This window comes from Cytobacillus horneckiae (assembly GCF_002835735.1).
GTDB lineage: Bacteria > Bacillota > Bacilli > Bacillales > Cytobacillaceae > Cytobacillus > Cytobacillus horneckiae.
The window spans coordinates 171,688-193,851 of the sequence record NZ_PISD01000007.1 but is presented as its reverse complement, the minus strand read 5'-3'; the positions used below and the strand labels follow the sequence as shown (position 1 = coordinate 193,851).

The 22,164-nt window shown below is 39.2% G+C and carries 19 protein-coding genes and 1 pseudogene; 18 read left to right on the top strand and 2 right to left on the bottom strand.

Annotated features, from left to right (window positions below; genetic code table 11):
• Window positions 1-101: 101 nt before the first annotated feature.
• Window positions 102-1,813: pseudogene (locus CWS20_RS03120) on the bottom strand (Rqc2 family fibronectin-binding protein).
• Between the two features lie 205 nt (window positions 1,814-2,018).
• Between CWS20_RS03120 and CWS20_RS03115 the strand changes: the two are divergent.
• The 17 genes from CWS20_RS03115 (at window position 2,019) to spoVM (ending at window position 21,096) form a co-directional block, all read left to right on the top strand.
• Window positions 2,019-4,697: a cation-translocating P-type ATPase gene (locus CWS20_RS03115; protein WP_066197012.1), complete on the top strand. Its 2,679-nt coding sequence runs from the start codon at window positions 2,019-2,021 to the stop codon at window positions 4,695-4,697.
• 331 nt (window positions 4,698-5,028) lie between these two features.
• On the top strand, window positions 5,029-5,901 hold the full coding sequence (locus CWS20_RS03110) for a YicC/YloC family endoribonuclease (protein WP_066197014.1): 873 nt from the start codon (window positions 5,029-5,031) through the stop codon (window positions 5,899-5,901).
• Between the two features lie 59 nt (window positions 5,902-5,960).
• Window positions 5,961-6,224: an extracellular matrix/biofilm regulator RemA gene (gene remA, locus CWS20_RS03105; protein ID WP_066197016.1), complete on the top strand. Its 264-nt coding sequence runs from the start codon at window positions 5,961-5,963 to the stop codon at window positions 6,222-6,224.
• A 9-nt stretch (window positions 6,225-6,233) separates the two neighbouring features.
• Complete coding sequence (gene gmk / locus CWS20_RS03100; RefSeq protein WP_066197019.1) at window positions 6,234-6,848, top strand: guanylate kinase; 615 nt, start codon at window positions 6,234-6,236, stop codon at window positions 6,846-6,848.
• A gap of 1 nt (window position 6,849) precedes the next feature.
• Complete coding sequence (rpoZ, locus tag CWS20_RS03095; protein WP_066197021.1) at window positions 6,850-7,071, top strand: DNA-directed RNA polymerase subunit omega; 222 nt, start codon at window positions 6,850-6,852, stop codon at window positions 7,069-7,071.
• A 399-nt stretch (window positions 7,072-7,470) separates the two neighbouring features.
• Window positions 7,471-8,679: a bifunctional phosphopantothenoylcysteine decarboxylase/phosphopantothenate--cysteine ligase CoaBC gene (coaBC, locus tag CWS20_RS03090; protein ID WP_066197022.1), complete on the top strand. Its 1,209-nt coding sequence runs from the start codon at window positions 7,471-7,473 to the stop codon at window positions 8,677-8,679.
• Window positions 8,676-11,090, top strand: coding sequence for a primosomal protein N' (priA, locus tag CWS20_RS03085; protein ID WP_066197024.1), 2,415 nt, complete (start codon window positions 8,676-8,678; stop codon window positions 11,088-11,090). Before coaBC ends, priA begins: the two co-directional genes overlap by 4 nt.
• Window positions 11,091-11,536: 446 nt before the next feature.
• Complete coding sequence (gene def / locus CWS20_RS03080; RefSeq protein ID WP_066197027.1) at window positions 11,537-12,022, top strand: peptide deformylase; 486 nt, start codon at window positions 11,537-11,539, stop codon at window positions 12,020-12,022.
• Complete coding sequence (fmt, locus tag CWS20_RS03075; protein WP_066197029.1) at window positions 12,019-12,969, top strand: methionyl-tRNA formyltransferase; 951 nt, start codon at window positions 12,019-12,021, stop codon at window positions 12,967-12,969. Before def ends, fmt begins: the two co-directional genes overlap by 4 nt.
• Window positions 12,966-14,324 carry a 16S rRNA (cytosine(967)-C(5))-methyltransferase RsmB gene (gene rsmB, locus CWS20_RS03070; protein WP_066197031.1) on the top strand — a complete coding sequence of 453 codons (1,359 nt, stop codon included), beginning with the start codon at window positions 12,966-12,968 and terminating at the stop codon, window positions 14,322-14,324. Before fmt ends, rsmB begins: the two co-directional genes overlap by 4 nt.
• Window positions 14,325-15,410 (top strand): dual-specificity RNA methyltransferase RlmN, encoded by a 1,086-nt coding sequence (gene rlmN, locus CWS20_RS03065; RefSeq protein WP_066197033.1) that lies wholly within the window; start codon window positions 14,325-14,327, stop codon window positions 15,408-15,410.
• A 4-nt stretch (window positions 15,411-15,414) separates the two neighbouring features.
• On the top strand, window positions 15,415-16,164 hold the full coding sequence (locus tag CWS20_RS03060) for a Stp1/IreP family PP2C-type Ser/Thr phosphatase (RefSeq protein WP_066197035.1): 750 nt from the start codon (window positions 15,415-15,417) through the stop codon (window positions 16,162-16,164).
• Window positions 16,165-16,173: 9 nt separating this feature from the next.
• Window positions 16,174-18,159 (top strand): Stk1 family PASTA domain-containing Ser/Thr kinase, encoded by a 1,986-nt coding sequence (gene pknB, locus CWS20_RS03055; protein ID WP_276328289.1) that lies wholly within the window; start codon window positions 16,174-16,176, stop codon window positions 18,157-18,159.
• Window positions 18,160-18,176: 17 nt separating this feature from the next.
• The gene (gene rsgA, locus CWS20_RS03050; protein ID WP_066197039.1) at window positions 18,177-19,061 is read left to right on the top strand and encodes a ribosome small subunit-dependent GTPase A; all 885 of its coding nucleotides are present in this window, start codon (window positions 18,177-18,179) and stop codon (window positions 19,059-19,061) included.
• A gap of 2 nt (window positions 19,062-19,063) precedes the next feature.
• Entirely contained in the window at window positions 19,064-19,708 is a 645-nt protein-coding gene (rpe, locus tag CWS20_RS03045) for a ribulose-phosphate 3-epimerase (protein ID WP_066197040.1), read from the top strand.
• A 560-nt stretch (window positions 19,709-20,268) separates the two neighbouring features.
• The gene (locus CWS20_RS03040) at window positions 20,269-20,916 is read left to right on the top strand and encodes a thiamine diphosphokinase (RefSeq protein WP_066197043.1); all 648 of its coding nucleotides are present in this window, start codon (window positions 20,269-20,271) and stop codon (window positions 20,914-20,916) included.
• A 99-nt stretch (window positions 20,917-21,015) separates the two neighbouring features.
• A complete protein-coding gene (spoVM, locus tag CWS20_RS03035) occupies window positions 21,016-21,096 on the top strand; it encodes a stage V sporulation protein SpoVM (RefSeq protein WP_019381739.1) in 81 nt (26 codons plus the stop codon).
• A 98-nt stretch (window positions 21,097-21,194) separates the two neighbouring features.
• On the opposite strand, the gene rpmB is transcribed toward spoVM, so the two are convergent.
• Entirely contained in the window at window positions 21,195-21,383 is a 189-nt protein-coding gene (rpmB, locus tag CWS20_RS03030) for a 50S ribosomal protein L28 (RefSeq protein ID WP_066197044.1), read from the bottom strand.
• Window positions 21,384-21,800: 417 nt separating this feature from the next.
• Between rpmB and CWS20_RS03025 the strand changes: the two genes are divergently transcribed.
• The gene (locus CWS20_RS03025) at window positions 21,801-22,163 is read left to right on the top strand and encodes an Asp23/Gls24 family envelope stress response protein (protein ID WP_066197045.1); all 363 of its coding nucleotides are present in this window, start codon (window positions 21,801-21,803) and stop codon (window positions 22,161-22,163) included.
• The last annotated feature ends 1 nt before the right edge of the window (window position 22,164 follow it).

Sequence of the window (22,164 nt, the reverse complement as noted above, 5' to 3'; positions counted from 1 at the left end):
GTACGACGCACGAACCACTTAGGAAGCGAGCGGTAAAAGTGATTTTTATTCTTTCAACCAGAATGAGAGGGAGGTTTTCAATCTCTTTCCTTTCATCTCCCCTAACTTTTAGCTAATTTCAACACAAGTTCTTCATCAGGTGTAACATAAACGGTTTGCTGATTGTCATAAATAACGAACCCTGGCTTTGCTCCATTTGGTTTTTTTACGTGTCTGACAAGAGTGTAATCGACAGGTACTTTACTTGCGCTGCGCGCTTTGCTGTAATAGGCGGCAAGGCTTGCCGCTTCGAGTATTGTCTCGTTATTAGGCACTTTATGCTTTATAACAACATGCGATCCAGGAATATCTTTTGTATGAAGCCATATTTCATCTCTGGCAGCTAATTTGTTTGTTAAATAATCATTTTGCTTATTGTTTTGCCAACGATTATTTCCGTGCCATCAGAAGCATAGAAATAATCCAATACAGGCTTGTGATTTTGTGACTTTTTCGCTTGCTTTTTTTGCCGTTCGCGCAAATAACCGCCTTCAACTAGTTCTTCGCGAATTTCGGCGATGTCTTTTGTCGATGCTGTTAGAACTTGCTGCAACAGCGAATCAAAATAAATAACTTCTTCACTTGCTTTTTCCATTTGTTCTTTGACAATGAGTTTTGCGTTCTTCGCTTTTTGGTAACGCGTAAAATACTTTTGCGCATTCTCAGACGGTGTTTTTTGAGGATTTAGCGGAATAACAACTGTCCCGCCATCTTCATCATAATAATTTATGACCTCAACTTCTTTGATTCCTTTTTGGATGGCATAAATATTTGCAGTGATGAGCTCGCCATATAGCTGGTGGATGTCAGCATTTTCTGCTTCTTTCAATGTGGCTTCCAATTTTTTTATTTTCTTTTCGTTTTTCTCTTTTTCGTTCATTATAAAGCGCTCTAAATCATTTGCCTGCTGCTTTACTCGGTCGCGAACCGCTTTGCCAAAATAGAAGCGGTCAAGCATTTCACTTAAGGTTGCAAATGGGCGTATGTCTTCGCCTATATGCTTCAGTGGGAAAAGATAAAAGTATTCTTTGCCTTCGCTGGCTGTGACCGCAGGCGTCGCTTCATTTTTACGAGCAAGTTCAATTTGCTGTAAAAAAGCAGCAGGAATTGTTTTTTGGTTTGTAAGGCCAGCATGAAACAGAACTTCCTTCGCAAAAAGCGGAGAGATACCTGCGAAGTTTGCTACTAGCTGTTTGTCAATTTTCCCGCTGTTAAAGTCCAATTTTCTTAAGATATCCGTTTCATCAGCAGTAAAAGGATTTGCTTTATTTTGCTTTGGCGGCAAGATATATTCCTGGCCCGGCAAAATCGCCCTGTAGCTATTTACTGCGTAGGAGACATGCTTAATGCTGTCCAAAATAATGTTTCGTGATTGATCGACTAATGTGATGTTGCTATGTCTCCCCATAATTTCCACAATTAATTTTTTATAGGTTGTATCACCTATTTCATTGCGGCCCTTCACTTCAAAAATAATGATGCGGTCAAGCTCCTCCTGATGAATACTTTCTAATATATAGCCTTCAAGGTGCTTTCTTAAAAGCATGCAAAACATTGGCGGCACTGAAGGATTTTCATGGCTTTCATTCGTTAATTGAACCCGGGCATAGCTCGGATGCACAGACAGGAGCAATTTGTGATTCTTTCCATTTGCTCTAATTACTAAAATGATTTCATTTTTATATGGCTGGTGAACTTTATTAATTCTGCCGCCTTTAAGCGTTTGTGATAGCTCTGCTACCATCGCTTTTGTAAATAAACCATCAAATGACATGAGAAACATCCTTTTCTAAGACAATCGTCTTTTCATTTTCTTTTTAATGATAGCATAGCATTTTTTTGGACGAGACTGAATAAGCTTTTTATAGAGTGAGAAACTGGACAGCTCTGTTTAGATTATAACAGTGGAAGCAGGACGGTTCGCTAATAAATGCATAGCGAATTCTCTTAAAATGAAAAGGGGGATGTGTGATGTCCGTATGAAGTACCATGAAATGGAGGCAAGAGAGGTAGAAGAAACATTAAATACCGATCGCCATGAAGGAATGTCAGAAGAGGATGCGAAGAAGCGGTTAAAACAATTTGGATATAATGAATTAGAAGAAGGGGAAAAGCAATCAGCTTTACTCTTATTTTTTAGTCAATTTAAAGATTTTATGACGCTTGTACTATTAGCAGCCACCCTTATATCGGGTTTGCTTGGTGAATATATTGATGCAATTGCGATCATTGCGATTGTCGTCATTAACGGATTTCTCGGTTTTTTTCAGGAGAGAAAAGCAGAGAAATCTTTAAGTGCCCTAAAGGAATTATCATCGCCTCAAGTCATCGCTTTAAGGGATGGAGAATGGAAAAAAATCTCCTCCAAAGAAGTGGTTGTCGGCGATTTATTAAAATTTACTTCAGGTGACCGCATTGGTGCAGATGTTAGATTAATAGAATGCAATAATTTAGAAATTGAGGAATCTGCGTTAACAGGAGAATCATTGCCTGTGCAAAAGTCAGTTTCACCGGTGAAAACAGATGATCCAGGTATCGGTGATATGGAGAATATGGGGTTCATGGGTACGATGGTTACGCGCGGAAACGGGATTGGAATTGTCATAGGAACGGGTATGAAAACTGCAATGGGACAAATTGCCGATTTGATACAAAATGCGGAATCAATGACAACCCCGCTGCAAAGAAGATTAGAGCAATTAGGTAAAATCCTTATTGTTGTTGCCTTATTATTAACCGTTCTTGTTGTAGCAATTGGCGTCCTTCAAGGACAGGAGCTTTATATGATGTTCCTTGCCGGCGTATCATTAGCTGTTGCCGCCATTCCAGAGGGGCTGCCAGCGATTGTTACCGTTGCGCTTTCGTTAGGCGTACAGAGGATGATTAAGCAGAAAGCGATAGTGAGAAAGCTTCCTGCAGTTGAAACATTAGGCTGTGCGTCTGTCATTTGCTCAGACAAAACTGGCACACTCACTCAAAATAAAATGACAGTGACACATATATGGAGCGGGGGAACAGAATGGACCGTTGACGGTATTGGCTATACGCCTAATGGAGAGTTTTATAAAAGAGAGAAAAAAATTGAGCCGAAATCAGATAAAGCGCTGCAGCAAATGCTTATGTTTGGCATGCTCTGCAATAATGCAGAAATTAAGCAAAAAGAAAGTGAATATATCATCGATGGCGACCCAACTGAAGGGGCTCTGCTTGTAGCAGGTATGAAAGCGGGCTACAATCGCTCATCACTATTACATCAATTCCAAATTACAGAGGAATTTCCATTTGATTCAACGAGAAAAATGATGAGTATTGTGGTAAACGACCAAACAGGAAGGCGTTTTATTGTGACAAAGGGGGCACCGGACGTACTGGCGAATATTAGTGATACCATTTTGTGGAATGGAAAACGCCAAATCATGTCTAAGGAAATGTCCGCAAATATAAATGAGGCAATTAATGATTTAGCCTCTCAAGCGTTAAGGACGATTGCAATTGGCTATAAAGAAGTATCAGCAGGTGCAGGTAAGTTCGATGAGAAAGAAGCAGAGAAAAATTTAACGTTTATCGGCTTGCAAGGGATGATTGATCCGCCGAGAACAGAAGTGAAATCTGCTGTTAAGGAATGTAAAGAGGCAGGTATTAAGACAATAATGATCACTGGAGATCATGTTGTCACTGCACAGGCAATCGCAAAACAGCTTGGGATTTTAACTAAGTCATCCAAGGTGATGGATGGTCGGACATTATCTACTCTTGGTACTGAAGAACTGGAAGAAGTAGTTGAGGATGTTTCTGTCTTTGCACGCGTCTCTCCGGAACATAAATTGAAAATTGTTAAGGCGCTGCAAAACCGTGGACATATCGTTGCGATGACAGGTGACGGCATTAATGATGCCCCAGCAATTAAAGCTGCCGATATCGGAATAGCAATGGGGATTACAGGAACAGATGTAGCAAAAGAAGCATCATCACTGATTTTATTAGATGACAATTTTGCCACAATAAAATCCGCTATAAAAGAAGGAAGAAATATATATGAAAATATAAGAAAGTTTGTCCGTTATCTACTTGCTTCAAATGTTGGAGAAATCTTAGTCATGTTATTTGCGATGATTATGGCGCTCCCATTGCCGCTTGTGCCAATTCAAATTCTTTGGGTAAATCTCGTCACAGATGGTTTGCCTGCTATGGCCCTTGGCCTCGATCGACCTGAAGAAAATGTTATGAAGCGAAGTCCGCGAAATCCTAAGGAAGGAATTTTTTCAAGAGGACTTGGGTGGAAGGTAGTTTCCCGCGGCTTCTTAATTGGAATCGTTACCTTGCTGGCATTTATTTTTTCCTACCAAGGTAATCCAGAACAGCTTGCCTATGCGCAGACAGTGGCGTTTGCAACATTAGTTTTAGCACAGCTCATACACGTTTTTGATTGCCGCAGCGAGAAATCAGTGTTTGCCCGCAATCCATTCGGCAATAAATATTTAGTCGGAGCAGTGATTTCTTCGCTTTTGCTTATGCTTGCAGTCATCTATTGGGAGCCGGTTCAGCCTATATTCCATACACTTCCAATCAAAGCTTCGGACTGGTTGATGATCATCGGGCTATCTTCTGTTCCAACATTTTTACTTGGCTTCACATATTTGGCAAGAAAAACGAAATAAAATATGATATAATCCTAAAGGTAGTAGAGCTTACTCTATTACCTTTTATTTTTTCGGGGTCTGTAATTACACTTGAACTGATACATAAATGATACGATAGCCTGCCTGAATAATTTAAATGGCTGAACAGTGCGTTGAGGCGTTAAAAAAATAACACTTTTCTCAAGAAGAATTTTATTGTATAAGCCGCATAAGAAAAACGAAGATATTCACCGAAAGGACATTGTTGCGCCTAAGTTTTTCTAACTAACGATGATTACAAGTGCCAGCATCAATGGAAAAAGGATCAATCGGCACTTCACGCATATGCGAAAGGAAGTGTTAATTAGCTATGGTGGCAAGTATGACAGGGTATGGACAAGGAAAAAAGGAAAGCGGTGCCTTCTCCATTACAATTGAAGTAAAAACAGTCAATCATCGTTTTACAGAATATTTCTTGCGCATGCCAAAGCAATTTTTAAAGTTGGAAGACAAAATTAAAAAAACGCTTGGGCAATATGTAAAGCGAGGAAGAATAGAAGTGTATGCTACGGTTGAAGGAAGAGGCGTCAATCAAAGAAGAGTGAGCGTAGATTGGGAATTGTTAGATGAATATTATCATTCACTTTCGCAAGTGAAGGAAAAATACCACTTAGCTTCTGAGCTTTCAATGCGAGACCTCGTAAAGGAAGAATTAATCAGCATTGTCGAAGTAGATGAGGGAAGCGAAGAGGTAGAGAGAATCATTCTTGAAGCAGCAAACGAAGCAGCTAAAAGCTTGAGAGAAATGCGTTTGGCAGAGGGCTTAGAGCTGGAGAAGGATTTGCGGCGTCAGCTTGATTTGTTAAGTGTTTGTATCAATCGATTATACGAGATGGCCCCTTCCGTTGTGAACCAATACGAAGAGCGGTTAAAGAAACGGATGGAGGAGTTTTCGTCAGGAAAAATAGATGAATCACGCTTGATAACAGAGGTAGCGATATTTGCAGATAAAGCAGACATTAATGAAGAGCTTACGAGATTAACTAGTCATCGCAATCAATTTGCTCATGCGTTGGACTTGAACGAACCGATTGGAAGGAAATTGGACTTTATGATTCAGGAAATGAATCGTGAAGTGAATACGATTGGTTCGAAGGCTAATCATTCATCGATTGCTTCAGAGGTGGTAGAGATGAAAGGGCTGCTTGAGAAGATGAAGGAACAAGTGCAAAATATTGAATAAAGCGGTTTAGATTCGTGCATGAAAGGCTAAAATAGTAAACTGATGACGGGAGGACGCATATGTCAATAAAATTAATTAATATTGGCTTCGGAAACATTGTTTCTGCCAATAGAATCATATCCATTGTAAGTCCAGAATCAGCGCCAATAAAAAGAATTATTCAAGATGCCAGAGATCGTGGTGTCCTTATAGATGCCACCTACGGCCGAAGAACAAGGGCTGTGATCGTGATGGATAGTGATCACGTGATTTTATCTGCGGTACAACCGGAAACAGTCGCAGCACGTTTAAATGACCGCGATGATATCATCGATGAAGGGTAGGATTTTTGAATGAAAGAAAAGGGATTATTAATTGTACTCTCAGGACCGTCTGGTGTAGGAAAAGGAACTGTGAGAAAGGAAATTTTTTCACAGCCTGATACCGCATTTGAATACTCTATTTCCATGACTACGAGACAGCCTCGCGAAGGCGAAGTGGATGGAGTAGACTACTTCTTCAAATCGCGCAAGGAATTTGAATCGTTAATACAGCAGGATAAGCTTCTTGAGTATGCTGAATTTGTCGGCAATTACTACGGGACACCAGTTGATTATGTAAAGGAAACTTTAGAAAGCGGGAAGGATGTTTTCTTGGAAATTGAAGTACAAGGTGCCAGACAAGTGAGAGAGAAGTTCCCGGATGGTTTGTTTATCTTCCTCGTGCCGCCAAGTTTATCAGAACTTAAAAACCGCATCGTTACGAGAGGTACCGAACCAGAACATGTCATTAATAATCGCATGACAGTTGCAAAAGAAGAAATTGAAATGATGAATTTATACGATTATGTAGTTGAAAACGATCAAGTTGAGCTTGCATGTGATAGAATTAATTCTATTGTTGTAGCTGAACATTGTCGAAGAACGAGGGTTGAACCTAGATATATTAAAATGTTGGAGGCTGAATAAAATGTTATATCCTTCTATTGATGCTCTAATGACTAAAATTGACTCAAAATACTCTTTAGTTTCAGTTGCTGCAAAGCGTGCACGCAGAATGCAGCAGCATGAGAAACCACAGCTTGAAAGCTATGTTTCTCATAAAAATGTCGGCAAGGCACTTGAAGAAATCAATGCAAATGAACTTTTTTATCGCTTAGGAGAAACGGATCCAAACGAAATGTATAAATAAAAAAGATGAATGCCGTCGCTTTACTAATGCGAGATATTATCGATAAGTAAAGTCAGATTCACTTCAATCCGTTAAATAAGTATACTTGTTCGCAATAAATAACAACCTAATTGAAGGTTGTCAGAGTGCAGAAAAAGTGATCATAAGAAAATTTAGTAGGTTTTGGAGAGGTTTCCGCTCGCCCCGCTTAAAAGCGAGCGGTAAGCCTCGGAAAATCCCTAACCTTTCATACTTATTTAGTAATGAGTTTCTCTACAGCCTAACAACCTAATTAAAGGTTGTTATTTTTATTATGGAAACAATTTCACATTTGCCGCTAATTTTAGTTAGTATTAGATGAAAAAAACCAGTCATTCTTGCATAATAAAAGAAATAGATAAGTGAAGATGGGGGTTTATCATGTTGAACGGTAAAAATATTTTATTATGTGTGACAGGCGGTATCGCTGTTTATAAAGCAGTAGCCTTAACAAGTAAATTAACGCAAACAGGTGCAAACGTAAAAGTAATCATGAGCGAATCAGCGATGCAATTTGTCACGCCTTTATCCTTTCAAGCACTATCGAGAAATGATGTTTATATAGATACTTTTGATGAGAAAGATTCTAAGAAAATTGCCCATATAGACCTTGCTGATTGGGCAGATTTGATTTTAATCGCACCTGCAACGGCCAATATTATCGGCAAACTTGCGAATGGGATTGCAGATGATATGATTTCTACTACTCTACTGGCGGCTACTTCTCCAGTATGGCTTGCTCCAGCAATGAATGTTCATATGTATTCGCATCCGGCAGTAATGAAAAATTTCGATACTCTATATCAATTCGGCTATCGATTTGTTGAGCCAAGCGAAGGCTACCTTGCCTGCGGCTATGTAGGAAAAGGGCGGTTAGAAGAACCGGAGAAAATTATCAATCATATCGCCGATTTTTTTGACGGATCTAAAAAAGTCTTGAAAAATAAGAAAGTCATTGTTACCGCAGGACCAACAAGGGAGAAAATTGACCCGGTTCGCTACTTAACGAATCATTCATCCGGTAAGATGGGCTATGCGATCGCAGAAGAAGCAGCCTCACTTGGCGCCGATGTCAGACTTGTGTCTGGACCTGTTTCTATCGATGCACCAGCAGGCGTTCAGCTTATTAAAGTCGAGAGTGCTGAGGAAATGTATCAAGCTGTTCTTTCCCAATACGACGATGCTGATATTGTGATAAAAACGGCAGCGGTTGCTGATTATAAACCAAAAAAAGTTTACAAACATAAAGTGAAGAAAAAATCAGGCGAAGAGTATTTGGAATTGGAGAGAACAAAGGATATTCTCTTTGAACTCGGAAAAAGAAAGAATAAACAAGTGCTAATCGGATTTGCTGCAGAAACAGAAAAGCTTGATGACTATGCAATTGGCAAGCTTGAAAAGAAAAATGCAGATATGATTGTTGCTAATAATGTAACAGCAGAAGGCGCTGGATTTGGCACAGATACTAATATCGTTACGCTTTACAAACGTAATGGCAGCATCGATCACCTTCCGCTTATGTCGAAACATGAGGTCGCAGCGAAAATTTTAGATGCAGCCAATAGGCTATTAAAGGATGAACAGAAATGAATATTGCCAGTGTCATTGTCGATGTACCTGCAAAACAAACAGATCGTCCATTCGACTATCTTATTCCTGATTCATTAGTTGAAATTATCAAACCCGGAATGAGAGTGACTGTCCCATTTGGCCCCCGTAAAATTCAAGGATTTGTTGTCGAGCTAAAGAGTGCATCCTCTTTTAAGCAGTTAAAGAAAATTATTGAACCAATGGATTTATCACCGATACTAAGTAACGAAATGCTAAGTCTGGGCGATTGGTTATCCAAACAAACATTAAGCTATAAAATATCCGCCTATCAGGCGATGCTGCCGGCAGCATTAAAAGCTAAATATGAGAAATACATTAAACTGTCTGCTGGTACTTCTCCCGAAAACTTATCACCTGAAGTTCAGGCTCTATTTTTAAAATCGAGCAAAATTACTTGGGATGAAGCGAAGGCATCAGATAAACTTCATGCTTTACAAAAGGAAGCTTCCAGCGGCTCTGTCGAAATCGTATATGAGGTAAAGGAACGAGTAAAAAAGAAAAAGCTTAAATCCGTATATGCCGGGATGAATGCCGAAGAATTAAAAGAGTATAGGCAATCTTTGTCTGCGCAAGCAAGAAAGCAAGCAGATGTAATCGATTATTTTATTAAGGATAATAAACCTAGCATCATTCGCGACCTTGCCAAGGAGCTTAACATTTCTTCCGCTGTTATTAAGGAGCTGGTCAAAAAAGGCGTCCTTATAGAGGATGAAATGGAGATTTACCGTGACCCTTTCGAAAATCGTCAGTTTGAAAGAACAGAAGCGCTGCTGCTTACAGCCGAGCAGGAAAATGCGATTGCGCCGATTCTGCAATCGATTGAAGATATTAGAAATGAAGTGTTTCTATTATACGGTGTAACAGGAAGCGGCAAAACGGAGATTTATCTTCAATCAATCCAGAAAGTTATTAATGCAGGTAAAGAAGCTATCGTTCTTGTTCCTGAAATTTCTTTAACTCCGCAAATGGTGAAACGTTTTAAAGGTAGGTTTGGTAATGAAGTAGCCGTGATGCACAGCGGGTTATCGGCAGGAGAGAAATATGATGAATGGCGAAAAATTCAAAGAAAAGAAGTAAGTGTAGTAGTTGGAGCTAGATCAGCCATTTTTGCGCCCTTTGAAAATTTAGGCATTATTATTATAGATGAAGAACATGAGACAAGCTATAAGCAAGAAGAGAACCCGAAATATCACGCGAGAGATGTCGCAATTAAAAGGGCTGAAGGCAGCAATTGTCCAGTTATACTCGGCAGTGCGACACCGTCGTTGGAATCTTTTGCGAGAGCGAAAAAAGGGGTCTACCATTTATTATCGCTGCCAAAGAGAATGAACAATCAAGCATTGCCGGCTGTTGAAATTATTGATATGAGAGAAGAACTCCGAGGTGGAAACCGCTCGATGTTCTCTGTCGTTTTATTGGAAAAGTTGAAAGAGCGGATTGAAAAGAAAGAGCAAACGGTTTTATTTTTAAATAAACGCGGACATTCTTCGTTTGTTATGTGCCGAGATTGCGGATATGTAGCTGGATGTCCGAATTGTGATATTTCTTTAACATATCATCGCTATAATCAGCAAATGAAATGTCATTATTGCGGATATGAAGAAAGTGTGCCGGCCATTTGCCGTGAATGTGGAAGTGAACATATCCGCTATTTTGGAACAGGAACACAAAAGGTTGAGGAAGAGCTGCATAAGGTTTTGCCTGAGGCCAGAGTGATTCGAATGGATATAGATACGACAAGCAGAAAGGGTTCACATGAGAAATTATTAGATCAATTTCAAGAGGGTCATGCCGATATTTTATTAGGCACACAGATGATTGCTAAAGGACTTGATTTCCCTAATATAACATTGGTAGGTGTGCTTTCTGCTGATACAATGCTTCATCTGCCTGATTTCAGATCATCAGAGAAAACCTTTCAATTGCTGACTCAAGTAAGCGGAAGAGCGGGCAGGCATGAGCTGCCTGGTGAGGTTATTATTCAAACTTACAGCCCAGAGCATTATAGTATTGGCTTATCTGCACTGCAGGATTTTGACCGTTTTTATGAGCAGGAAATGATGATAAGAAAAGTGCATAAATATCCGCCGTTTTACTATATAGCCCTTGTTACTGTAAGTCATGAACAGCTAATGAAGTCGGTATCCGTAACGGAGAAAATCACCTCTTATGTTCAATCCAAGCTATCAAAAGATGCGATAGTATTGGGGCCAGTCGCTTCTCCAATTCCACGAATCAACAATAGATATCGCTATCAATGTTTGATAAAATACAAACGGGAGCCAGGACTTCAATCGGCCCTTAAAATAATTCTAGATCAATATCAGCAGGAAATCGCCTCTAATGGACTGCAAATTGCTGTTGATGTGAACCCGTATATTTTAATGTAATCAATTATCGCTCATTAACGGGCAGTAAGACCCTCACTTAAGGCTTTTTGGGAGAATTATATAGGATAAGTGAGGGAAGCAACTGCTCGTAAAAGTCTATTGTGAGATACAGTGATACATACCTTTACGCTCTTTCAAAGGTATAGTTGAACCAATTGGATTCGTGCTGTCGATTAATCGAAGCTTGAGTGGAGATCTTAGCGACAATAGAGCCGGACTAAAAGAAGGGAATTCCACTTTATCATAGATAAAGGCAATAAACGCCCTTCAATCTTTTAATGAGGCGAAAGAAGGTTGGAGGTAACTGCCCTAAAATGTTATTAAGACATGCAATCAGTGGTGAGAGACCCCAACATACGGTCGCTGCCCTTTATGTTTAGCCGATAATTTGGTTATAGTAGTAAAAATAATAATAGTGAAATGAGTATAGCTTGGAGGAAGAGTTTTTGACTGTTAGACAGATTGTAATGTACCCGAATGGAATTTTAGAAGAAACTTGTGAGCCGGTCTCTGTATTTGATAAGAAGCTGGTGAAGTTATTAAATGATATGTATGATACAATGATTGAATTTGACGGAGTCGGCCTTGCTGCTCCCCAAATAGGAATTAAGCAAAGAATCGCCATTGTTGATATCGATGATCATCATGGCACTATTGAAATGATTAATCCAGAGATTCTTGAAACAGATGGAGAGCAAACAGACCCAGAAGGCTGTTTAAGTTTTCCTGGGTTATATGGTGAAGTAACTAGACCTGATTATGTGAAAATCAAAGCGTTGAACCGGAAAGGCAAGTTTTACACTTTTGAAGCAGAAGGCTTTTTAGCAAGAGCCATTCTGCATGAAATTGACCATTTGGACGGCATATTGTTTACATCAAAAGTAAGCAGATATATGAAGGAAGAAGAGTTGGAAGGATTGAGTGAGGAATGACAAAAATAATATTTATGGGCACACCTGATTTTTCTGTGCCAGTACTGCAAAAAGTTCTAGCGGAAGGGTACAACATCATTGCTGTTGTCACACAGCCAGATCGACCGGTAGGCAGAAAGAGAATAATGACACCTCCGCCAGTAAAGGTGGAAGCGGAGAAACATGGCATTCCGGTTTATCAGCCAGAGAAGATTCGCAATCCTGAAGAACTGCAGCCGATATTAGATTTAGAGCCGGATTTAATCATAACTGCTGCATTTGGTCAAATATTGCCGAAGAAATTGCTCGAAGCACCGACATTTGGCTGTATAAATGTACATGCTTCATTGCTTCCAGAATTAAGGGGCGGCGCACCCATTCATTATGCGATTATTCAAGGGAAGAAGAAAACAGGCATTACAATCATGTATATGGCCGAAAAGCTCGATGCCGGCGATATTTTAACACAAGTTGAAGTCGAGATTGATCATAATGATACGGTTGGAAGTTTGCATGATAAATTAAGTGAAGCTGGCAGCAATTTACTATCGGAAACCTTGCCGAGAATTCTAAACAAGGAGCTAAAGTCTATTCCGCAGGATGATGCATTGGCTACTTTTGCTGCGAATATAAAACGTGAACAAGAAAGAATTAATTGGAATAAATCAGCTAAAGAGATTTATAATCATATACGCGGGATGAACCCTTGGCCTGTCGCTTATACAACCTTTGATGGCTCTGTAATCAAAATATGGGAGTCAAAACAACTCGATAAGAGCAGTGGTGCAAATCCAGGAACGATTATTGAGGTTGATAATGAAGGCTTGACCGTAGCAACAGGAGATAATGGGGCAATCAAAATTATCGCGCTTCAACCATCTGGTAAGAAAAGAATGGATGCAGGACAATATTTACGGGGTGCGGGTGCCCACATTCAACCAGGTCACTGTTTAGGGAAAAGCAAATGAATAAACGTCCAGCAAAGAAAAATGTAAGAGAAACTGCGTTAGAGCTTCTTGAAACGATTGATAAAAACCAATCTTATAGCAATATTCTTCTTAACCATGCAATTAATAAAAATCAAATCAGCGACAAAGATATTGGTTTGCTTACAGAATTAACCTATGGTACCTTGCAGCGGCGCATGAGTTTGGATTATTTTTTGCAACCATTTATAAAAAATCCTCGCAAAATAGAATCATGGGTCATGCATTTATTGCGATTAACACTATATCAAATGCTGTATTTAGATAAAATCCCAGATCATGCTGCATTAAATGAGGCCGTTGAAATCGCAAAAAAACGCGGTCATAAAGGGATTTCCTCCATGGTTAACGGCGTTTTGCGCAATGTTCAGAGACAAGGGGTAAAACAGATCAGTGAAATAACCGACCCGATTGAGAGACTATCGATTAAAACAAGCCACCCAAAGTGGCTAGTAAAGCGATGGGTAGAGCAATTCGGCTATGAAGAAACGGAAAAAATGTGTGAACTAAACTTAACGGCACCGACACAAACTGCGCGAGTGAATAGAATAAAGGCGACAAGGGAAGAAGTACTGGCACAATTAGAAGATGAAGGATTTGCTGCGAAAGCAAGTCCGTTTATCCCTGAAGCGATTCATTCATTAAGAGGTAATCTGGCACATTCGGATGCTTTCAAAAGTGGGTTGTTGACTATCCAAGATGAAAGTTCGATGTTAGCTGCCTATGCACTTGCACCAGGAAGTGATGAAATTGTTCTTGATGCATGTGCTGCACCAGGAGGAAAATCCACTCATATTAGTGAAAAATTAGGGAACACTGGCAAAGTGATTGCACTCGATTTACATGATCATAAAGTGAAGCTTATCGCTGACAATGCCAATCGACTTGGCTTAGAAAATGTGGAAACGAAGGCGATGGACAGCAGGAAAGTACAGGAAGTTTTTGCGGCTGAATCATTCGATCGCATTTTGCTTGATGCACCTTGCTCAGGGCTAGGTGTCATGCGCCGAAAGCCGGATATGAAGTATACAAAAAAAGAAGCAGACTTGCTTCATTTAAAAAAAGTTCAAATAAATTTATTAAGAGCAGTTTCGCCATTATTGAAAAAAGGTGGTATTCTAGTCTATAGTACGTGTACTGTCGACAAAAGCGAAAACCAGGAAGTAGTGACTGCTTTTTTACAGGAGCAGCTAGGTTTTGAAGGTGATGAATCGTTAAAGGAAAGAATGCCAGAAGCAGTTCAATCGTTAGTCAATAGTTACGAATTACAAATTTTACCTCAACATATAGGTTCAGACGGATTTTATATTGCCTGTCTGAGAAAGAAGGTGCAATAAATGGAACAAACAGCAACGAAGAAGAAAACAACAACAGATCACAAGCCCTCCATTTATTCTTTACAGCTCCATGATGTAAAAGAATGGTTGAAAGAAAATAATGAGAAGGCTTTTCGTGCAGAACAGATTTTTGACTGGCTTTATACGAAAAGAGTAACAACCTTTGAGGATATGACCAATCTATCAAAGGGGCTAAGGGAAAAACTGAGTGCTAAGTTTACATTGACGACATTGAAAACAATCATTCAACAGCAATCATCGGATGGCACAATCAAGTTCCTATTTGAGCTTCATGACGGATATTCTATCGAAACGGTTTTAATGCGCCATGATTATGGCAATTCTGTATGTGTAACGACACAGGTTGGCTGCCGCATTGGATGTACATTTTGTGCCTCTACTTTGGGCGGCTTAAAGCGACATCTTGAAGCAGGAGAAATTGTTGCACAAGTTGTAAAGGTTCAGCAAGCATTGGATGAGACTGACGAACGTGTTAGCTCTGTTGTCATTATGGGAATTGGAGAGCCGTTCGATAATTATGATCAAATGATGCCTTTCCTTAAAATAATTAATCATGATAATGGCTTAAACATTGGCGCGCGCCATATAACAGTGTCAACAAGCGGGATCATACCAAAGATTTATAAATTCGCAGATGAAAATATGCAAATTAACTTTGCGGTCAGCCTACATGCACCTAATAATGAAATTAGAGGACGTCTAATGCCTATCAATCGCGCCTATAAACTTCCTGACCTGATGGAAGCGATTCGCTACTATATTGATAAGACCGGCAGAAGGGTTAGCTTTGAGTATGGTTTATTTGGCGGTGTAAATGATCAGGAAGAACATGCTGAAGAATTAGCAGCCCTTGTAAAAGATATTAAATGCCATATTAATTTAATTCCTGTGAATTATGTACCAGAAAGGGATTATGTAAGAACACCTAAAGATCAAATCTTTGCTTTTGAAAAAACTTTAAAGAAACATGGTGTAAATGTAACGATTCGCAGAGAGCACGGTCATGATATTGATGCAGCATGTGGACAACTTCGTGCAAAGGAGCGAAAAGAGGAGACGAGGTGACAGTATGAGAGCTGTTTTTATGACTGATGTTGGTAAAATCCGTCAAAGAAATGAAGATAATGGTGGAATATTTGTCAATGCAAGTGGAGATCGCCTTGCCATCGTAGCTGATGGCATGGGCGGCCATCGTGCAGGTGATGTTGCAAGTGAAATGGCTAGGGATAATCTGAAGGAATTATGGGAGAAATCCGCAAAGATTCAAACCGCAGAAGAAGCAGAAAAATGGTTATCGCAAAATATTAAAGATGTGAATGCGATATTGTTTGAGCATGCAAATAATGTTCCTGCATGTGAAGGTATGGGAACGACAGTTGTTGCAGCTATTTGTACAGATCGCTTTGCAACAATAGCGAATGTCGGTGACAGCCGGTGCTACATAAAAAATGAATCAGGATTTCAACAATTAACAGATGATCATTCACTAGTAAATGAGCTTGTTCGCTCCGGACAGATTTCCAAAGAAGATGCAGAACATCATCCAATGAAAAATGTTGTTTTACGGGTTCTTGGAACTGAAGAAGATGTCAGTCTTGACCTAAAAACAATTATATTCGAAGAGGACGATGTACTGTTATTATGCTCCGATGGGTTATCAAATAAGGTATCGGAAGAAGAGATGGATACAATAATAAAGAGCAATGATAATTTAGAAGAAAAAGCTTCAAAACTAATAGATATGGCTAATCATTATGGAGGCGAGGATAATATCACCCTTGTTATCGTTGAGTTTGAAGATGGCAGTGAAAGAGGGTGATGATGAGTGATGATCGGAAAACGCATTAGTGGTCGTTATAAAATTCTTGAAATGATTGGCGGCGGAGGCATGGCCAATGTTTACCTTGCCCATGATATGATTTTGGACAGGGATGTGGCTGTTAAAATGCTTCGTCTAGATTATGCGGAAGATGATGAATTTATACGCAGATTCCATCGTGAAGCACAATCTGCAACAAGCCTTGCTCATCCAAACATTGTTAGTATTTACGATGTGGGTGAAGAAGATACACTTTATTACATCGTGATGGAATATGTTGATGGCTATACTTTAAAGCAATACATACAAAAGAACAGTCCAGTGCCGATTGAAACGGCATTAAATATTATGAAACAGCTTACTTCGGCGATCTCTCATGCCCATCAAAACCAAATCATTCATAGGGATATAAAACCTCATAATATCTTAATAGACCCGGAAGGTAATATTAAAATTACAGATTTTGGTATCGCGATGGCATTAAGCGCAACAAGCATTACTCAGACAAATTCCGTTCTCGGATCTGTACATTATTTATCACCAGAGCAGGCAAGAGGCGGAATGGCAAACAGAAAGTCTGATATTTATTCACTTGGTATTGTCATGTTTGAATTGCTTACTGGAAGATTGCCATTCTCAGGAGAATCCGCTGTTTCCATTGCATTGAAGCATCTGCAATCAGAAACCCCATCTTTAAGAAGGTGGAACCCGGAAATTCCGCAAAGTGTTGAGAACATCGTCTTAAAAGCGACTGCGAAAGATCCATTTCACCGTTATAACAATGCAGATGAGATGAAAGAGGATTTATCTACTGCACTAAATCCTGAGCGGTTGAATGAAGCGAAATTTGTTATAGCTGAAGATGATGATGCAACAAAGGCAATTCCAATCATTACAGCTGATAAAATGTATCCTGTAAGCGATGAAACAATCATTCATAAGACAGTTGAAGAACCGGAAGGCAGCAAGGAAGACAAGCCTAAGAAAAAGAAGAAGGACAAAAAGTCTTCAGATAAAAAACAGAAAAAAAAGAAAAGATGGTCTGTTATTTTAGTCTCTGTTTTTGTGCTCTTGCTTCTAATTGGTGTATTGAGTGTGACGGTTTTGCCGGACATTTTATCTCCGAAAGACATTGCAGTGCCTGATGTGGCTGATATGCCGGTAGAAGAAGCAATGAATGAGTTAACCGAAGCAGGATTTAAGGTCGGAGAAAGACATAAAATTACGGACGATGAAATTCCGGGGGGCGATGTCATTCGTACGGATCCAAAAGCAGGTAAGACAGCAAAAGAAGGAGCTGCCATCACGATATATGAAAGCATCGGCAAAGAGAAATATGAGCTTGAAGATTATACCGGCCGCATGTATGAAGATGTCGAAAACCAATTGGAGGAGGATGGTTTTACCTCCATTACAAAAGAAGATGTTCACAGCGATGAAACTGCCGGCATCATTGTTGAACAAAATATAGAAAAAGGCGAGGAAGTCATTCCTGAAGATGAAGAAATCGTATTTAAGGTTAGCTCAGGGCCTGAGCCTATTACTTTAAAAGATTTAAGCGGATACAACGAACCTGGGTTAGAAGAATATGAAAACAGCACTGGGCTCGTTATTGACATAGTAGGAAGTGAGAATGATCCTGAGGTGAAGGAAGGCCTTGTTCTAACACAAGACCCTGTCCCAGGGACTGAGCTCAGCCCAGGCGATAAAGTGAAAATTACTCTATCTGCCGGCCCGAAACAGCTTCCTAAAGAAGTAAAAAGAGAAGTGAATGTGCCGTATGCGCCTGAAGAAGAAGGTCAAACCCAAGAAGTGCAAATTCATATAGAAGACATGAATAATGAAATAGATGAGCCTTATAATACGCTGTATATTACAGAAGAGCGTGTTATTCCAATTATACTGCAAATTCAGCCTGGCGAATCTGCATCATATCAGATTATTAGAGACGGAACGTTAATTATTGAAGAAACAGTTAACTATGACGAAGAATAAAAACAAGGAGTGCTGCTATGCCTGAAGGCAAAATTATTAAAGCGTTGAGCGGATTTTACTATGTATTAAGTGATGAGGAAGAAATTATTCAATGCCGGGGGCGCGGCGTTTTTCGCAAGAATAAAATAACTCCGCTCGTCGGTGATGAAGTGGTGTATCAGGCGGAAAATGATAAAGAAGGCTATATTTTAGAAGTTAAAGAGCGCAAGAACGAACTTATTCGGCCCCCAATTGCGAATGTCGATCAGGCTTTTCTCGTCTTTTCTAGCGTTGAGCCAGCCTTTAGCACAGCGTTATTAGACCGCTTTCTCGTATTGGTTGAGTTTAATTCTATAAAACCAATTATTTGCATAACAAAAATGGATTTGGCGGATGAAGCGCAACAGGAAACAATACGGGGATATGCGGATGATTATCGTAAAGCAGGCTATGAAGTACTGTTGACTTCTTCGGAAACAGAAGAAGGGATTAATGAGCTGGCACCTTTTATACGTGGGGAGATATCTGTCTTTGCCGGTCAATCAGGCGTTGGGAAGTCATCACTTCTCAACGTATTGCGTCCTGATTTAGAGCTTAAAACAGATGACATCTCTACTCATTTAGGAAGGGGGAAGCATACGACTCGTCATGTTGAGCTAATAGAGATTAATGATGGATATGTTGCGGATACTCCAGGTTTCAGTTCTTTAGAATTTACTCATATCGAAATGGAAGATTTAAATGGATGTTTTCCAGATATTCAGGAAAAAAGTGAGGAGTGCAAGTTTCGCGGTTGTCTTCACTTGAAAGAGCCGAAATGTACGGTAAAGGAAGCTTATGATTCAGGCGAAATCCCTGCATACCGCTATGAGCATTATATTGCTTTTTTGCAGGAAATTAAAGAGAGAAAGCCGAGGTATTAAACATGGTGAAAATTGCACCTTCTATCCTATCAGCGGATTTTTCCAAATTGGGAGAGGAAATAAAAGATGTTGAACAGGGCGGAGCTGATTATATTCATATCGATGTGATGGATGGCCATTTTGTTCCTAACATTACAATTGGTCCTTTAATTGTTGATGCCATACGTCCGATTACAAAATTGCCTTTAGATGTTCATTTAATGATCGAAAATCCAGATCAATATATTGAAGCATTTGCTAAAGCCGGTGCGGATTATATTACTGTGCATGTTGAAGCTTGCCAGCATCTTCATCGCACCATTCAATTAATAAAATCCTACGGAATTAAAGCTGGTGTAGTATTAAACCCAGCAACACCTGTACAATCAATCAAACATGTGCTTGAGGATATTGATATGGTTTTATTAATGACTGTCAATCCAGGTTTTGGCGGGCAAAAGTTTATTACTAGCGTGCTTCCGAAGATTGCTGAAGTAAAGCAGTTAATTGAAGCGGGTGACCTGCAAGTTGAAATAGAAGTAGATGGCGGTGTAAATGAGGAGACTGCGAAGCTTTGTATGGAGGCAGGAGCAGATGTTCTTGTTGCAGGTTCTGCAGTATATAATAAAGAAAATCGTGCCGAGGCAATCGCTGCGATTAGAGGGTAGAATTAAAGGGGCTGTCCCAAAAGGGTCATGAAAATGACACCTATTGGGTCAGCCTCTTTTTCTATCTAATTCAGGAAATGAAGTTTTGATTAAGGAATTTCATTATTTCCGAAAAGTGCACAAAAAATCGTCACTTTAACCGGCAAATAAAGTGACGAACACACAAAAGAAAGTATTCATCAGCACTCTAAGAGATATATTTGTCTAAAATACGCTTTTGACTCAGCTTTTTTTCTATTTAGGTAGGCGTATTATGCCATAGGCTAGCATGGAAACTCGCCATATAGTTTTTTTACTATAAATATTGCAGATTCTTTGTGATTTCTTATAAGAATGTAAGTGGCTTACTACGTTCAAAAGATGGAAAAGAATTACCGGAGTATTTGCTTTTATTAAAGAGAGCCTACTGGTTGACTTAAATATCCGTTTAAGCTGAATGGGCGCCTCTATCAAAATTAAAAACAGTAAAAAACATGAATATTCACGATTAGGATAGTAAAATAGGGTATATACAAACTATGTCCTTCGGAACAATAACATACAATAAATGAGGTGTATAAATGATTATAAATATTTTAGCTGCTGGTCCGGAACAGTATATACCTAAATTAGATAGCTATCATTCAGATGAAGGTCAATGGATCGGTGTGGATAAAGGAACAGTTACCCTTTTATCAAAGGGTATTCAGCCGATTATGGCTTTTGGAGATTTTGACTCAGTATCTGAAGATGAAATGAAGCAAATTGAATCAGGAGTTTCGAAGTTAAACCGGTTTAAACCTGAAAAGGATGAAACGGATATGGAGCTGGCTTTAAATTGGGCATTAGAACAAAATCCGCAGCTTATAAGAGTGTTTGGTGGAACTGGTGGAAGGCTGGATCATTTCTTTGCCAATGTCCAGCTGCTTGTGCAGCCGCTCTTACGAGAAGTGCCTGTGCCGATTGAAATGATTGATGAAAAAAATATTATTTATATAAAAAATCCTGGTGAATATCATATACATAAAAGGGATTCATTTAATTATATTTCATTTATTCCAATGACTATGGCAGTAGAGAATTTAACACTTATAGGGTTTAAGTATCCTTTATCTGACAAGCATATTCCTTTCGGATCCACACTATGTATAAGTAATGAACTTCTTGATGATAATGGTACTTTTTCTTTTACAGAAGGCATATTAATGGTGGTAAGGAGCAAGGATTAAGTAAGACAAATTGTTCGCAGTACTTATTTTCTTAATATGAATAGTATAGAAATAGGCTGCCAAATAGCCAGATGTGTGAGATTTTGAGGAGGGACTTAAATGAGGTTTTATACAATTAAACTGCCCAAATTTCTAGGCGGGATTGTCCGCGCCATGTTGGGAACATTTAAGAAGGGATAGATGAATTCAGCAAGAAATACTTGATTAAGCACCTATTCAGGTGCTTTTATTTTTCCAATAAAAAAGAGGGAATCCATTGTGGATATCCCTCTTATTCATTATACGCGTTCAACTTTACCTGATCTTAGTGCTCTTGCAGATACCCAAACACGTTTTGGTTTACCGTCTACAAGAATACGTACCTTTTGAAGGTTAGCTCCCCAAGTACGTTTGTTAGCGTTCATTGCGTGAGAACGAGCATTACCTGAAGTTGTCTTTTTTCCTGTTACAACACATTTGCGTGGCATGTATATTCCCTCCTTACTAAAACATGACATCAACTATTTTCATGCTTTCGATTACAATTGTCAGTTACATCTGATTTAATAAGAAAACAGTCCGCACTGCTTTCATACTAAAAAGATACCTTAATAATTTATCATACTAGCTGTGACAATGCAATAGTTGCTGTTAAATCTATCAAGAAAAATTCCTTGACATATGATATGTATTTATAAGCTATAATAAGGTGAAGGAAGTATGGCTTTTAAATTCTTCGCTCATATAGTAAAATATTCTTTATGAAAAGCAGTAAAGTATATATGATATATATACGTACCCGCATGATTGCCAAGGATAAGCAAGTGAGCAAGTAATCATTAAACTTCATACATTTGGCAGACGTGCTATACTAAAATGCTATTTTCCAAAAGGGGGAACGAACTATGTCCATCGAATTAAAAACGAATTACGGGCAAATCGATATCTCAAACGATGTGATTGCAACAATTGCGGGTGGCGCAGCAGTCGACTGCTACGGAATTGTAGGCATGGCTTCTAAAAATCAAATTAAGGATGGCTTGACTGAAATTCTACGTAAAGAGAATTTTACTAGAGGAGTCGTCGTTCGCCAGGAAGAAGACGAAGTACATATTGACATGTACATTATTGTTAGCTATGGAACTAAAATTTCAGAAGTAGCGCATAATGTGCAATCAAAAGTAAAATACACCTTGGATCAAACAGTCGGTCTCAGTACGGACTCGGTTAATATATTTGTTCAAGGTGTTCGTGTAACGAACCCGTAAT